This is a genomic window from Streptomyces sp. NPDC049954, from assembly GCF_040656295.1.
In the GTDB taxonomy this organism is placed as follows: Bacteria; Actinomycetota; Actinomycetes; order Streptomycetales; family Streptomycetaceae; genus Streptomyces.
This window is the reverse complement of the sequence record NZ_JBFALS010000004.1, coordinates 503,531-517,739: the sequence shown is the minus strand read 5'-3', so window position 1 is coordinate 517,739 and position 14,209 is coordinate 503,531. Positions and strand designations below refer to the sequence as shown.

12 protein-coding genes are annotated in these 14,209 nt (G+C 72.8%); 5 read left to right on the top strand and 7 right to left on the bottom strand.

The window, feature by feature from the left end:
• Window positions 1-7: 7 nt before the first annotated feature.
• Both AB0J21_RS11515 and AB0J21_RS11510 read left to right on the top strand, forming a co-directional pair.
• A complete protein-coding gene (locus AB0J21_RS11515) occupies window positions 8-367 on the top strand; it encodes a YciI family protein (RefSeq protein WP_363145639.1) in 360 nt (119 codons plus the stop codon).
• A 4-nt stretch (window positions 368-371) separates the two neighbouring features.
• Window positions 372-1,598 (top strand): sigma-70 family RNA polymerase sigma factor, encoded by a 1,227-nt coding sequence (locus AB0J21_RS11510; RefSeq protein ID WP_363145638.1) that lies wholly within the window; start codon window positions 372-374, stop codon window positions 1,596-1,598.
• A 113-nt stretch (window positions 1,599-1,711) separates the two neighbouring features.
• Here the strand turns inward: AB0J21_RS11510 and AB0J21_RS11505 are convergent, their stop codons facing one another.
• From AB0J21_RS11505 to AB0J21_RS11495, 3 genes are read right to left on the bottom strand one after another with little or no spacing between them, the layout of a single operon-like run.
• Window positions 1,712-2,185, bottom strand: a complete 474-nt coding sequence (locus AB0J21_RS11505; protein WP_363145637.1) for an SgcJ/EcaC family oxidoreductase — start codon at window positions 2,183-2,185, stop codon at window positions 1,712-1,714.
• Window positions 2,186-2,201: 16 nt separating this feature from the next.
• Window positions 2,202-3,383: an acyl-CoA dehydrogenase family protein gene (locus tag AB0J21_RS11500; RefSeq protein ID WP_363145636.1), complete on the bottom strand. Its 1,182-nt coding sequence runs from the start codon at window positions 3,381-3,383 to the stop codon at window positions 2,202-2,204.
• A gap of 23 nt (window positions 3,384-3,406) precedes the next feature.
• Window positions 3,407-4,585 carry an epoxide hydrolase gene (locus AB0J21_RS11495; protein ID WP_363145635.1) on the bottom strand — a complete coding sequence of 393 codons (1,179 nt, stop codon included), beginning with the start codon at window positions 4,583-4,585 and terminating at the stop codon, window positions 3,407-3,409.
• A gap of 255 nt (window positions 4,586-4,840) precedes the next feature.
• On the opposite strand from AB0J21_RS11495, the gene AB0J21_RS11490 reads away from it, so the two are divergent.
• The 3 genes from AB0J21_RS11490 to AB0J21_RS11480 all read left to right on the top strand — a co-directional run bounded on the left by AB0J21_RS11490 (window position 4,841) and on the right by AB0J21_RS11480 (window position 8,995).
• Entirely contained in the window at window positions 4,841-6,163 is a 1,323-nt protein-coding gene (locus AB0J21_RS11490; RefSeq protein WP_363145634.1) for an FAD-binding monooxygenase, read from the top strand.
• 322 nt (window positions 6,164-6,485) lie between these two features.
• Window positions 6,486-7,736, top strand: coding sequence for a glycosyltransferase (locus AB0J21_RS11485; protein WP_363145633.1), 1,251 nt, complete (start codon window positions 6,486-6,488; stop codon window positions 7,734-7,736).
• A gap of 8 nt (window positions 7,737-7,744) precedes the next feature.
• Window positions 7,745-8,995, top strand: a complete 1,251-nt coding sequence (locus AB0J21_RS11480; RefSeq protein ID WP_363145632.1) for an MFS transporter — start codon at window positions 7,745-7,747, stop codon at window positions 8,993-8,995.
• 68 nt (window positions 8,996-9,063) lie between these two features.
• On the opposite strand, the gene AB0J21_RS11475 is transcribed toward AB0J21_RS11480, so the two are convergent.
• The 4 genes from AB0J21_RS11475 to AB0J21_RS11460 form a co-directional block, all read right to left on the bottom strand.
• Entirely contained in the window at window positions 9,064-10,245 is a 1,182-nt protein-coding gene (locus AB0J21_RS11475; protein WP_363145631.1) for an acyl-CoA dehydrogenase family protein, read from the bottom strand.
• Window positions 10,246-10,262: 17 nt separating this feature from the next.
• Window positions 10,263-11,009, bottom strand: a complete 747-nt coding sequence (locus AB0J21_RS11470; protein WP_363145630.1) for an SDR family oxidoreductase — start codon at window positions 11,007-11,009, stop codon at window positions 10,263-10,265.
• 27 nt (window positions 11,010-11,036) lie between these two features.
• A complete protein-coding gene (locus AB0J21_RS11465; protein WP_363145629.1) occupies window positions 11,037-11,792 on the bottom strand; it encodes an AraC family transcriptional regulator in 756 nt (251 codons plus the stop codon).
• A 1,356-nt stretch (window positions 11,793-13,148) separates the two neighbouring features.
• Entirely contained in the window at window positions 13,149-13,958 is an 810-nt protein-coding gene (locus AB0J21_RS11460; RefSeq protein ID WP_363145628.1) for a TIGR03084 family metal-binding protein, read from the bottom strand.
• Window positions 13,959-14,209: the final 251 nt, after the last annotated feature.

Sequence of the window (14,209 nt, the reverse complement as noted above, 5' to 3'; positions counted from 1 at the left end):
CACTGCCATGGCGCACTACCTGCTGCTGATCCACGACAACGAGGCCGACGGGGAGGCGGCGGACGAGGCGGCCGTCCGCGCCAGGGACGCGGCGCACGACCGCTGGCGCCTCGAACACCGGGACGTGCTGAGGTACACCGCGCACCTGCAGCCGACCTCGACCTCGACGACGGTGCGCGAGGACGGCCGCGGCAGCCACCTGGTGACCGACGGGCCGTACGCGGAGACCAAGGAGGCGCTGGGCGGCTTCTACGTCATCGACGTGCCGGACCTCGACGCGGCGCTCGCGGCGGCGCGGCGGCTGCCGTACTTCGGCGCCGTGGGCGATGCCGCCGTCGAGGTGCGGCCCCTGCACTACGCCGGTTAGCCCGGTGGACGTCGCGGAGGCCGTCGCGCGGGCGCACCGCCAGGAGTGGGCCTTCGTACTGGCCTCGACCGTGCGGGTGTGCCGGGACCTCGACCTGGCCGAGGAGTGCGTCCAGGACGCGTACGCCAAGGCCCTGGTCAGCTGGGAGCGGACCGGGGTGCCCGAGCGGCCCGCGGCCTGGCTCACCACCACGGCCAGGAACCGGGCGGTGGACCTGCTGCGGCGCGCCGCGCTGGAGCGCCGCACCCTGCCGCTGCTCGCCGGCGACGAGGGCGTCGTGGCCGGTCCCGGCGAGGACGCCGACCTCACCGACGAGCGGCTGCGCCTCGTCTTCACCTGCTGTCACCCGGCCCTGGACCCGCGGGCGCAGGTCGCGCTGACCCTGCGGCTCGTGTGCGGGCTGACGACCGCGCAGGTGGCCCGCGCCTTCCTGGTCAGCGAGACGACCATGGCGGCCCGCATCACCCGGGCGAAGAAGAAGATCACCGCGGCGCGCATCCCGTACCGCGTCCCCGCGCCCGAGGACCTGCCCGAGCGGACCGACGCGGTACTCACCGTGGTCGACCTCCTGTTCGCCACCGGGCACACCGCGCCGAGCGGCCCCGATCTCGTCCTGCCCGATCTGGTCGAGCACGCCACGGCGCTCGCCCGGATCCTGCGGCTGCTGCTCCCCGGCGACGCCGAGGTGACCGGGCTGCTCGCGCTGATCCTGCTCACCGACGCCCGCCGCGCCGCCCGGCTCGACGACGCGGGCCGCCCCGTGCTCCTCGCCGACCAGGACCGCGCCCGCTGGAACCACGAGCTGATCGCCGAGGGGCTGGCACTGGTGCGTGCGGCGCTGCGCGGCACTCCGCCCGGACCGTTCGCGCTGCGGGCCGCGATCGCCGCCGTGCACGCCGAGGCGCCCTCGTGGGAGGGCACGGACTGGCCCGAGATCGTCGGGCTCTACGACCTGCTGCTGTCCCGCAGGCCGACGCCGGTCGCGGCGCTCAACCGGGCGGTGGCGGTGGGTTTCGCGCACGGGCCCGAGGCGGGGCTGTCCGCGCTGGACGGGCTGGCGGACGAGCCGTCCCTGGCCACGTACCCGTATCTCGCCGTGGCCAGGGCCGACCTGTCGCGCCGCCTCGGCCGGTCGGAGCAGGCGCGCGTCGCGTACGAGGAGGCGCTGCTCTTCACGGAGAACGACGTGGAGCGGGGGTTCCTGCGGGAGCGGATCGCGGAGCTGGGCTGACGAGGGGTGCGCGCGGGCCCCTCACCCCGCCCGGCGCAACCCTCGCCCGCCCCCGGCCGGGGCGTCCCCCTCGCTACGCCCCGGCCGGGGTCCCCGCGCCGCGCCCGGCCGGCTCAGCCGCGAGCCGCGGGCATCGGCACCACTCCCTCCAGCGGCGTGTTCGCGTAGCTGTCCACCGCCCATTCACCGTCCCGCTCCGCGAAGAACCACATGGCGCGGATCGCGTGCTCGACCGGCACCTCGGTGGCGCCCGGCGGATAGGCGCCGCCCTCGGAGACGAGCAGCACGATCTCCTCGTTGCCGTCGAGGTAGCGCAGCTCCTTGGGCACGCCGAGCACCTCGGTGCCCTTCCACTTGCCGCGGAAGGCCTCGGCCATGTAGTCGCGGACGGCCTCGCGGCCCTTGATCAGCGCGCCCGGCAGGATGACGCTGGCGTCCTGCGCGTACACCTGCGAGAACTTCTCGGCGTCCTGCTCGCGCCACGCCTCGACGATGCGCCCGACCAGCGCGCGGACCGCCTGCGCGTGCTGCGGCCGGACCGGGGCGGCGGGGGCTTCGGCCGTGGTGTCCGTGGTCCTGGTGCTCATGGTTTCCCTCCGGGGATCAGACGAAGAAGGTGTTCGGTTCGAGGCCGCACAGCACCCGGCCGTAGAGTTCGAGGTTGGTGCTCGGCAGGTTGAGCGCGTGCATGTTGATGGCCTGGACGTCGCGGCGGACGCGCTGGACGAGCTGGTCGGAGTAGATGGAGGAGGCGCCGGCCGCCCCGGCCACCAGGTCCACCGCCTGGGCCGCCAGCTGGCACACGCGGCCGACGGCCACCCGGGCGTAGGCGCGTTCCTGGAGCGTCCACTCCTGCCCCGCCGCCGCCTTGTCGTCGACCATCGCGGCGAGCCTGCGGGCGTGGTACTCGGCCTCGTCGGTCTTGAGCGCCGCCTCGGCCACCTGGAGGTGGGTGACGGGTGCGTCGAGCTGCCGCTCGTAGTCCGTGTTGGTGATCGGGCGCCGGGCGCTGCGCTGGAGGAACTCCTCCTGGGCGGCGCGGGCGAGGCCGATGAGCTTTCCGCAGGTCGCGGCGGACACCGCGCCGACGATCGGCGCCCGGTACATCGGGTTGCCGGCGTTGAGCTTCGAGGCGTACTGCTGCTGGAGCAGATCCGGGACGGGGATGTAGCGCGCCTCGGGCACGAACACCTGGCGACCGACGAGGGTGACGCTGCCGGTGCCGCGCAGTCCGGCCACGCGCCAGTCCTCGACGACCTCGAAGGCGTCGATCGGGGCGATGCCCATGATCGGCACCGCGCCGCCGTCGGGCGTGGGCAGCATCGCCGACAGCACCTTCCAGGAGCTGTGCGCGGCACCGCTGTTGAACGCCCAGGAGCCGTCGACCAGCACACCCCCCTCGGTGGGTGCGGCCGTGGCGGTCGGGGCCAGCGTGCCGCAGACGCGCACGTCGGCGTCGGCGAAGACCTCGTCCTGCACCTCGTCGGGGAACAGGCCGATGTTCCAGGACATGATCCACCAGGCCACGACGTCGAAGGCCACCGAGCCGTCCCCGCGCCCGAGTTCGGTGGACACGTCCACCAGCGTGGCCGTGTCGCACTCGTAGCCGCCGTAGCGCGCCGGCAGACGCATGCGGAAGATCCCGGCCTCGGTCAGCGCGGCGACCACCTCGTCGGTGAGCCGGGCCTCGTGCTCGGCCCGGGGGGCGTGTTCGCGCAGCAGCGGCACCAGATCTCGTGCGCGCTGGGTGAGTTCGGCCCGGGTGGGTATGGCGGTGCTCTGCACGTTCACGTCTCCCTCTGTTCTCGTCATGCGGATTCGGGGTTCGGCTCGCGCACCGCCGCGGCGAAGGAGCGCAGGTCGGCGGTGAGGCGGCCGGGCTGCTCCATCGCGGCGAAGTGACCGCCCCGGTCGTGCTCGGACCACTGCACGATGTTCGGGAAGGCGCGCTCGGCGAAGCGGCGGATCGGCTGGGCCGGGTCGCGCGGGAAGACCGAGACGCCGAGCGGCACCGGCAGCACGGGCGGCGGCGGGGGCGGGGTCGGTGCCGTGGGCAGCAGCGGCGCGTTGTCGTAGTAGAAGTGCGCGGAGGAGGCCCCGCTGCGGGTCAGCCAGTAGAGCGTGGCGTTGGTGAGCAGCTGGTCGCGGTCCACCGCGTCCTCGGGCGCCTTCTCCGCGTCGGTCCACTCCATGAACTTCTCGACGATCCAGGCGAGTTGACCCACCGGCGAGTCGGTCAGGCCGTAGGCCAGCGTCTGCGGTCTGGTCGCCTGGATCTTCATGTAGCCGGAGCCGTCGTCGGCGAAGAGCTGCAACAGCCCGAGCCGGCCGAGTTCGGTCTCGCTCAGCCCCATGAGGTCGGCCGGGTCCGGACTGGGCGGTGTGATGAGGAAGTTGAGGTGCAGCCCGGCCACGTGCTCGATGTCGAGACCGGCCTGGATGGAGCCCACCCAGGTCCCCAGGTCGGCGCCCTGGATCAGGTACCTCTCGTAGCCGAGGCGGCTCATCAGCTCGGCCCAGGCACCCGCCACCCGGAAGAAGCTCCAGCCGCGGTCGGCCACCGGGTTGGAGAAACCGAAGCCGGGCAGGCTCGGTATGACCAGGTGGAAGGCGGTCGCCGGATCACCTCCGTGCGCGCGGGGATCGGTGAGCGGACCGATCAGCTCGGTGAACTCCACGAAGGAACCGGGCCAGCCGTGCGTCATGATCATCGGCGTGGCGTCCGGTTCGGGCGAGCGCACGTGCAGGAAGTGGATCGGGGTGCCGGCGATCTCGACCCGGAACTGCGGGAAGGTGTTGAGCCTGGCCTCCGCGGCCCGCCAGTCGAACTCCTCACGCCAGTACGTCACCAGCTCGCGCAGGTAGTCCAGCGGTACGCCGCGTTCCCAGCCGAGACCGGGGGAGAGTTCGGGCCAGCGGGTGTCCGCCAGCCGTCGGCGCAGATCCTCCAGATCTGCCTCGGGGATGTCGATACGGAAGGGTTGCATCTGCGCTCCTTGACGTTACGGCGGGTGAGGTCGAGGGCGACGGCGGTGCGGTGAAGGGTGGTGCCGCACCCGGCGGAAGCGGTGGGCGGGGCTCACGCTAGCGGCGTGCGGGGGGTGACGGAAGCACCTGGCTGACCAGGGCAATCAGGAAGAAGAACTCCGGCACTGAGGAAGAAGAACGGCGTCCCGCAGCGGCTAGCGTGGAGCTCGGGTGACGGCGGGTCCGCTCTTCTCTACGCAAGGAGATTCGAGCCCATGGCAGCACACATCGGCGACCGCGCGGTCGTCCTCGGTGGCGGGATCGCGGGGCTGTTCGCCGCCCGCGTCCTCTCCGACGCCTACCGCGAGGTGATCGTCGTCGACCGGGACACGCTCACCGGCGCCTACGGTCCGCGCTCCGCCGTCCCGCAGGGCCACCACATCCACGCCCTGCTCGCCCGCGGGCAGCAGATCATGGACGAGTTGTTCCCCGGCATCACCGAGGAACTGATCGCCTGCCGCGTGCCGGTCGGCGACTTCGGCACCAGCCTCGGCTGGTACTTCAACGGGCAGATGATGCGCAGGACGGAGACCGGCCTGGTCTGCGTCGCCGCGGGCCGGGCCAGGCTGGAGGCACACCTGCGCGAGCGGGTGTCCGCACTGCCCGGCGTGGTGCTGCTGGAGCGCACCGACATCCTCGGCCTGGCCACGGCGGACCGCGAGCGGATCGTCGGGGTGCGGGTGCAGAGCCAGACGCCGGGATCGGCCGCCCGCACGGTGGAGGCCGACCTCGTGGCCGACTGCACGGGTCGCGGCTCGCGCACCCCGCGCTGGCTGGAGGAACTGGGCTTCGGCCCGGTGCCGCAGCAGCGCGTCACCATGGACCTGACCTACACGACCTGCGATTTCGAGGGGCCGCTGTCCTTCGACCCGATCGGTCAGGACATCGCGCTGATCCCGGTGGCCACTCCGGCCTCGCCGCGCGGCGCGATCTTCGCCAGGATGCCGGACCGCTACTCGCTCTCCCTCAACGGCCTCCTCGGCGACCGGCCGCCGACGGACCTCACGGGGTTCCTCAAGTACGCCAGGACGCTGCCGGTGCCGGAGATCTACGAGGCGGTCAAGGACGCGGTGCCGATGGGCGAGCCGCAGTCCTTCCACTTCCCGGCCAGCGTCCGCCGCCACTACGAGGCGCTGCCCGATCTGCCCGAGGGGCTGCTCGTGCTGGGCGACGCGGCGTGCACCTTCAACCCGGTCTACGCCCAGGGCATGACCGTCGCGGCGCTCGCCGCCGCGCTGCTCGCCGAGCACCTGAGCGCCGGCACCCCGCCCAAGCCCACCGCGTACCAGCAGGACCTGGCCCGGGTGATCGACGCGCCGTGGACCATGGCCGCGGGCGCCGACCTCGGCTTCCCCGGCGTCCAGGGCCTGCGCACCCCCGAGATCCGGATGGGCAACGGCTACCTCCCCAAGCTGCAGGCCGCGGCGGCGAAGGATCCCGGACTGTCCGAGGCGTTCCTGCGGGCCGCCGGGATGATCGACCCGCCGCAGGCGCTGATGCGCCCGGAGATCATGGGCCGCGTCCTCGCCGCCGGCTGACCCCGGCCGGCCTCCCCCCGAACCGCCGTCCCGCGCGGCCACCGGCCCGCTGAGCCGGTGCTTCACCGGGCCACCGGACACCGGCCACCGGCCACCGGGCCACCGAACGACAGATCCCGCTGAACGACAGAACCCGCTGAACCCTCACGCACCGCCCTGCCGCCCCGGCCGCCGCGTCCACGGCGCCCGGGGCGGCGGGGTTCTTCCCGAAATCCGTCGGCCGCCGTGTCGATCCAGGCCCCGCCCGCTTCGTCGTACAGATGCCAGGCCGGGCCCGCCACGGGACAGGCGGTCCCACCTCACGTCGGAAGAGGACTCGACCATGTCAGTCAGCACCGCCCGCCCCCGGGTGTCGGTGATCATCCCCACGTACAACCGCTCCGGCCCCGTCCGCCTGATGCTGGACCAGTTGCTGCGTCAGACCCTGCCGCTCGACGAGTTCGAGGTCGTCATCGCCGACGACGGCTCCTCGGACGACACCGAGCAGGTCGTCCGCTCGTACGCGGACCGGTTGCGCATCGCCTACCACTTCCAGGAGGACGAGGGCTTCCGGGTCTCCAAGGCGCGCAACGCCGGCGCGCGGCTGGCCTCCGCCCCCGTACTGCTGCTGCTCGACGCCGGAGTCATCCCCGGCCCGGACCTGCTGCGCCGCCACCTGGCCGCGCACGAGGAGCGGCCGGGGCGGGGGGTGGTCGGCTACGCGTGGGGCTACGACCCGGTCGCCGACCCGATCCCGGGCCTGGCCGAGGCCCTCGACCAGTTCCCGCCGGAACAGGTCGTGGAGAAGTTCCGCGACGAACCCCTCTTCCTCGACACCCGGCACGAGCAGTTCGCGCTGGACGGCTTCGACCTGGAGCGCGCCCCGCTGCCCTGGCGGCTGTTCTACACGCTCAACTGCTCGGTGCGCGCCGAGGACTTCTGGGCGATCGGCGGCTTCAACGAGGAGTACGTCCAATGGGGCACCGAGGACCAGGAGTTCGCCTTGCGCCTGGTGCGGCACGGCGTGACGATGCACCTCGAACGTGAGGCCTGGGTCGTCGAGTGGCCGCACGAGCGCGACTTCGCCTCGCAGTGGCCGCTGTACCTGGAGAACGTCGACCTGTTCCTGCGCCAGTTCCCCGAACCGGCCGTCGAGATGGGCCGGACGCTGGCCCACGCGGACCGGTACTGGCAGTGGCGCGAGCTGTACCTGGAGTTCGAGGACTGGTCCGCGCGAGCGCGCGACCTCGACGTGACCGGCCAACTCGCCAACGCCGCGGCGCGTTTCGGCGACGCGGGCCGGATCGCGGTCCTCGGCTGCGGCGGTGAGCTGCCGGCCGGGCTGTCGGCGACCGCGGTGCTGGACTTCGACCGCGAACTGCTGGACCGGGCGACGGCCGGCGCGGACGACGGACCGGCCGCCCACCACGCGATCGGCGTGACGACGCTGCTTCCCGACCGGAGCGTCGACCTGGTGCTGATCACCTCGCGGCTGTCCGGGCTCTGGCCGAGCTGGGGCGAGCTGATCCTCGCCGAGGCCCGGCGGATCGGCGCCTCGGTCCAGGTCCTCGACCCGGCTCTCGGCGGGAAGTGACCTGCGCCATGGCCATCTCCGACGAGACCGAGTCCCCCACCACGACGACGAACGTCAAGGACCCCCGGCGAGCCGCCGTACAGGCCCGCTGGTCGGTCACCGCCGTGTTCTTCCTCAACGGCATGATCATCTCCGCGTGGATCGCCCGGGTGCCCTCGATCCAGGCGGACCTGCACTGCTCCGACGGCGAACTCGGCCTGATCCTCTCGTCCTTCGGTGTCGCCGCCATCATCGCGATGCAGTTCGTCGGGGCGCTGGTCGGCCGGCTGGGCAGCGCCCTGGTCATCCGGAGCACGCTGCTGATCGCACCGCTGCTGCTGGCCTGCGTGGGCCTGTCCCACAATGCCGCCGCCCTCGCCGTCTCGCTGCTCCTGCTCGGCGCCTCGCACGGCACGATCGACGTGGCGATGAGCGCGCACGCGGTGGCGGTGGAGCGCACGCTCAAGCGGCCGGTCATGAACGGCTGCCACGCGGCCTGGGGGATCAGCGCGGTGCTCTCCTCGCTGATCGGCGCCGGGTCGACCCGCGCCGGGGTCTCCCCCGGAACGCAGTTCGCGGTGATGGGCGCGGTGCTGCTGCTCGCGGCCGTCCCGGCGACCGCCCGGCTGCTGCCCTCGGCCACGGACCGCAGCACCACCCCGCAGACGCCGAAACCCGAGCGGACGAAGACGAGTTGGCGCGCCGGCTGGCGCGGCCCCGTACTGGTCTTCGGCGCGCTCGGCGGCATCCTGATGGTCTGCGAGGGCGCGGTCAACAACTGGAGCGGGATCTTCCTGCACCACGAGCGGGGCTCCACCCTCGCGGCGGCCTCCCTGGGGTACACCGCGTACGTCGCCTGCCAGTCCGCGGGCCGGCTCGTGGGCGACCGGCTCAACCGCCGGTACCCGGCCGTCCTGCTGTTCCGCACCAGCGCGGCCATCGGTGTGCTCGGCCTGATGGTGGCGATCCTCGTCCCGTTCAAGATCGCGGCGATCATCGGGTTCGGCATCCTCGGGATCGGCACCGCGCTGCCCCTGCCCATGCTCTTCAGCGCGGCGGGCCATGCCGGGGGCGACGGGCCGGGTGCGGCCGCCTTCGTGTCCCGCTTCACCACGTTCACGTACGGCGGTGTGCTGCTCGGTCCCTCGCTGGTGGGCTGGTGCGCCGAGCTGATCGGGCTGGGCTGGACGCTGACGGTACTGATCCCGCTGATGGCCGTCGTCGCCTTCAAGGCGCGGATCGTGGCCGTCGCCGACGAGGGCCGCGCGGGCGCCGCGTGACGTCGAAGGAGGGCAGTGGCCACGTCCCGGGCCACTGCCCTCCCCCCACGGACCGCTCAACGGACCGCTCAGATGAAGGCGGTGTTCGGTTGCAGACCGCACAGCACGCGCCCGTACAGCTCCATCGTGGTCGTCGGCAGGTGCAGCGAGTGCACCGTGACGGCCTGGAGGTTGCGGCGGACGCGCTGGATGAGCTGGTCGGTGTAGAGCGAGGACGCGCCGGACGCACCGGCGAGCAGGTCCGCCGCCTCGGCCCCCAGTTGCGGGACCCGGCCGCCGACGGCCCGGGCGTAGGCACGCTCCTTGAGGGTCCACTCCTCGGCGGTTTCCGCCTTGCCGTCGATGAGGGCGGCCAGGCGTCGCGCGTGCCCCTCCGCCTCGTCGATCTTGAGCATGGCGTCGGCCGCCTGCAGATGGGTGATCGGGGCGTCGGCCTGGCGCGCGTAGTCCGTGTTGGTGATCGGACGCCGCTCGATCCGCCCGAAGAAGTCCTCCGCCGCCGCCCGCGCCATGCCGACGACCTTGCCGGTGGTGGACGCGGCGACCGCGCCGACCAGCGGCGCGTGGAAGACCGGCAGCCCCGCGTTGCGCTCGGAGGCGTACTCGCCACGGCTGAAGGCCGGGATGCTCAGGCAGCGCGCGTCGGGTACGAACAGGTCCTCGGCCACGACGGTGAGACTGCCGGTGCCGCGCAGGCCCGCCACGTCCCAGTCGTCGATCATGCGCAGTTCACGCATCGGCACGACCGCCATCACCGGCTCGGGATCGCCGTCCTCGGAGGGCACCAGCACGGACAGCAGCTTCCAGGTGCTGTGCGCGGCGCCGCTGTTGAAGTTCCACCGGCCGTTGACCCGGATGCCGCCCGGCCGCTTCTCGCCCGTGCCGCCGATCACCAGCGTGCCGCTGATCCGGGTGTCCGGATCGGCGAAGACCTCGTCCTGGGCCTCGTCGGAGAACAGTCCCACGTTCCACGAGGTGATCCACCACACCGCCACGGTGAACGCCACGGCGCCGTCGCCGCGCCCGAGTTCGATGCCCACGTCCAGCAGGTCCGTCGCGTCGCTCTCGTAACCGCCGTACCGCGTGGGTACCCGCATCCGCAGCACGCCCGCGTCGGCCAGCGCCTCGACCGCCTCGTTGCTCAGCCGCCTGTTCTGCTCGGACCAGTCGGCGTGCTCGCGCAACACCGGCACCAGGCCGGCGGCGCGCGCGGCCGGCCCGGCGCGGTCCGGTATGGTCTTCGTCTCCATGTACGTCTCCTTGTACGTCAGTTGAGCGGGTGCAGACCGGCACCCGTGAGCACATGAGCACCGGACTGCTCCGGCCCGGCCGTGGCCAGGCTCAGGAACGCGGCTCCGGCGAGTCCCGGGGTGAGCGCGGGCCCTTCCATGCCGTCCACGAACTCCTCGACACCGACCCCCGCCCGACGCGCGTAGGCCTCGGCGGCGGCGCGCCCGAACCCGGTCTCGGGTGTCAGCTGCGGCAGCACGGCCGAGAAGCCGATCCCGAGGCCCTCGCGCTCCGCCTCCTGCGCGGCGTACTGAGCGAGGAACCGGACGGCCGACTTGGCACCGGCGTACCCCCCGCTGAGCGGGGACCCGTGCAGGGCCGCGCCGCTGCTGGTCACGATCACCCGGCTGCCCGGCTTGAGCGGGAGCAGCAGCGCGTCGCGCACCCAGGTGAAGGCGATGCGGACGTCGACGTCCCAGGGCGTCGAGAAGGTCTCCCAGGTCTGCTGGGTGATCGGGCGCAGGAGCGGGGAGGCGCCCGCGAGGATCGCGAGCACGTCCGGCTGGTGCCGGCCGAGCAGGGACCCGGCCCACACCGGGTCGGCCGCGTCGCCCTGTTCGAGGTGGAGCCGCTCCCGTTCCGTGGCGAGTCCGGCGAGCGGGCCGAGGTCGCGGGAGACAGCCACGACGTCGGCGCCCGCGTCGAGGAAGGCCCCGACGACGCCGCGGCCCAGGCCGCGACTCCCGCCGACCACCAGGGCACGTTTTCCGGTCAGTTGGTTCATTCTCTTCCTTTCCTCCTGCGCAGACGGTCAGTAGGCCCCGGCCATGAGGCCGTGGTCGCGGCAGTCGAGCTCCGGCAGCGCGAAGAGCACGGGGAGGTCGAAGACGCTGCTGGGGCGCAGGGTGATGTCGAGTTCGATGTCCCGCCCGGACTGGACGGTGACCATGGGGCAGGTGCCGATCAGCATGCGGCGCTGCGCGCTGTACTCGGGGGCCGAGCCGTCCAGGCCGGCCGCCCGGATGTACCAGGAACCCTCGGGGAGGCCGTGCAGCTGAAAGCTCGGCTGCCCGGGTCCCAGGACGTCCCAGGAGACCGGTTTCCCCTCGGGGATCGGGCTGCCGAACGCCCCGACGTACACGTTGCGCAGCGGGACGACGCCCGAGCGGTTCACGGTGCCGACCACGTTGCCGCGCCGCGGGTCGAGTTCGGGCGGCCCCGGCAGCGGCGAGGGCCCGACGCCGGTCAGCCTCGCCTGGTCGCGGTAGCGCGTCGGCGACAGCCCGACGCTGCGGGTGAATCTGGAGGTGAAGGTGCCCGGGCTGTTGTACCCCACCTGGTAGGAGATCTCCGTGACGCTCAGCGCGCTGTTCCTCAGCAGCCCCTTGGCCTGGTGCAGCCGGATCGCGGAGAGGAAACGGCCCGGGGAGGTGCCGGTCACCTGCCGGAAGACACGCGAGAAGTAGAACCTGCTGAGGATCGCCGCGTCGGCGAGGTCGGACAGCGAGACCGGTTCGCTGTAGTGGTTCCACATCGTCTCGATCGCACGGTGCACAGCGTCTTGCACGAGGCCTCCAGTGAGAGTGTCGGCGTGAGCGGATCAGGACGCGGACTTACGACTGCGGGCGCCGGGACCGGCAGGGCCACGGACGTGGACGCCGTGGCGGCCATCGGTCAGCTCGGCAGCTCAGCGCGCTGCGCGGACCGCGGGCGCAGTGCCTCGAAACGGTTCTTGGAGTTCTGATCCACCCCGGCCGTGGAGGCACTCGGCGGCGGCTCGGTCGCCCCTGGAGCAGCGGCGTGCCCCGGAGCCGGGTCGCCCTCGGGCGGGGACTCTCGCGAAGTGGTGGAGAACGGGTCGTGATCGGCCGGCGGAAGCGGCCGGAAGAGTCGACCGGCCGGGACCGGGGACGGCCGGGAAGCACGGGACGGCCGGGAGGTGTGGGACGGCCGGGAGACGCAGGACGGCCGGGAGACACGGGACGGCCGGGAGGCGCGGCTCTCGCGGAGTGCCCGGCGTCGGCGTCGGCCCCGGAGGCCGGCTCTCGGCGGCTCCGCCTCCAACTGACCTAATCCGGACACCCGTTCGCCCTTCACGTGGGTGTTGGTCCCCCCGCCCCCCGGCGAGGAAACCGCGACCACCGCACCCCCCTCCGGCCCCGGCCGTCCGCCGCCCGCTCCCCCCGGCGCGGGACGGGCCGCGCCGGACGCCGGACGAGGCCCCCGGCCCCCCGCGACCGGCGGGGACGCCCGATGGCGCCCGGCGGAGGCCGCTTCTGTCAGCCTCGCCGACGTCCTGCGGATTCGCTCGCCAAGCGTCATCGCGCTCTCCTCACATGTCGCAACGGGACACCCACCAGGACCTCGCGGACAGCGGGAACGAGCCGCGAGTAACGACGGCTTCGCGACGGTCCCTTCCGGCCCGCCCGGGCCGGCTCGCCGCCCAACACGGCCAGTCGCCTCGATCCGTCGGCCGCCGTGGACTCCGGGACCACGCTGCCCCGGCCCGACGCGCCACCCCGAATTTGCGCCACGTAGGGCGCCGTTACTTCTCCGTAATTGCCCAGCTGATCAATCCGATGGGACTGCACACGGAATGCGCGGAATATGCCACGTCGGCTTTTGACCCAAGCGTTGCCAGTTCTTTACCGAAGGGGAGAATAGATTCCGGAAGCCGGGCGCGACCGGTCCCCGAATTCATGATCCTTTTCCACCACGGTCCGGAAGGGCCCGACGCCGCCGCCGAAACCCCACCGGAACGAGATCGACCCGGGCCACGGAAGCCCCCATTGGGATAAAACGGACCTCGGACCACCGAGCCCCACCGGGACAAGGCAGACCTCCGGCCGGCGGGGCTCCTCGCGCCGGCGGGAGCCTCCCCGCGCCCGCGGGCCGCTCGGCCCCGCGCTCTCCCGGGTGCCGGTCAGTCCTGCCGGACCGGAGCGAACTGGCCCGGCTCACGCCCGGCCCCGGCCGGCCCCCGGTAGGCCTGCGCGATGCCCAGCCACTGCTCGGCCCGCGCCCCCTCGGCCCGTACCGCGAGGTCCGCGGGGTGACGGCGCCGGGAGACCAGCAGCGCGAAGTCGGCGGCCGGGCCGGTGACCCGGTCGACGGCGTCCTGCGGCCCGAACGTCCAGACGGTCGTGCCGGAGGGGGCGGTCAGCTCGAAGCGGAACTCCTCCTCCGGCGGGACCAGCCCGTGCGCCTGGTAGCCGAAGTCCCGTGTGTGCACGCCGAACCAGGCCAGGTGCCCGACCCGGTCGGTGTACTCCCGGCGTACGCCGAGCGCGTCCGCGATGTCCTGGCCGTGCGCGAAGATCTCCATCAGTCCGGCCGCGCCCAGCACCGACGGCGGCAGCGGATTGACCAGCCAGGGCACCGTGCTCTGCTGGTCGGCGGCCGCGAGCCCGGCCGCCGAGTCGGCCAGCTCCGCGCGCCAGCGCTTGCGCGCCGCCTGCGGGCCCCCGGCGAGGAAGTCGGCGAGCGCCCCGTCCACCGCCGCCTGGAAACCACCCCTGGCCTGCGCCGCGTACCCCTCGAAGCGCTGCGGATCACGCGCGGAGGTGGCGGCGAGGTGGCAGACGAAGGCGAGATGGGCGACCTGCTGGGCCACCGTCCAGCCCGGGGCCGGGGTGGGGGACTGCCACTGCCGTTCGTCCAGACCGTCGAGCAGCGCGTCGATCTCCGCGCCCTCGGCCAGGAGATCGGAATATATGTCAGAGGATTTCGTCACGAGTGGTCCTTCCCGGGAAATCGGGTTTCTTTGTAGGCAGTTGTGGGCTGTTGTGGGCAGTCGTGGGCTGTTGTGGCTGTTGGCCACGCCGAAACGAGTCTGCTGGCGCGCCGCACCCATGTCTTCTCGGCCGTTGCCCGGTGCCGGTTCGCCCGCCGGAGCGGCACACAAGAACCGGAACTCAACCGGCAATCCCGAAGATGCGCGCCTTGCGCCGGGACCGAAGAATCGTCCCCGCGACAGAAAAGGCA

Coding starts and splice junctions, on each gene's coding strand:
- AB0J21_RS11515 (WP_363145639.1), top strand. CDS start 8: ATGGCGCACTACCTGCTGCTGATCCACGACAACGAGGCCGACGGGGAG.
- AB0J21_RS11505 (WP_363145637.1), bottom strand. CDS start 2,185: ATGAGCACCAGGACCACGGACACCACGGCCGAAGCCCCCGCCGCCCCG.
- AB0J21_RS11495 (WP_363145635.1), bottom strand. CDS start 4,585: ATGCAACCCTTCCGTATCGACATCCCCGAGGCAGATCTGGAGGATCTG.
- AB0J21_RS11490 (WP_363145634.1), top strand. CDS start 4,841: ATGGCAGCACACATCGGCGACCGCGCGGTCGTCCTCGGTGGCGGGATC.
- AB0J21_RS11485 (WP_363145633.1), top strand. CDS start 6,486: ATGTCAGTCAGCACCGCCCGCCCCCGGGTGTCGGTGATCATCCCCACG.
- AB0J21_RS11480 (WP_363145632.1), top strand. CDS start 7,745: ATGGCCATCTCCGACGAGACCGAGTCCCCCACCACGACGACGAACGTC.
- AB0J21_RS11475 (WP_363145631.1), bottom strand. CDS start 10,245: ATGGAGACGAAGACCATACCGGACCGCGCCGGGCCGGCCGCGCGCGCC.
- AB0J21_RS11470 (WP_363145630.1), bottom strand. CDS start 11,009: ATGAACCAACTGACCGGAAAACGTGCCCTGGTGGTCGGCGGGAGTCGC.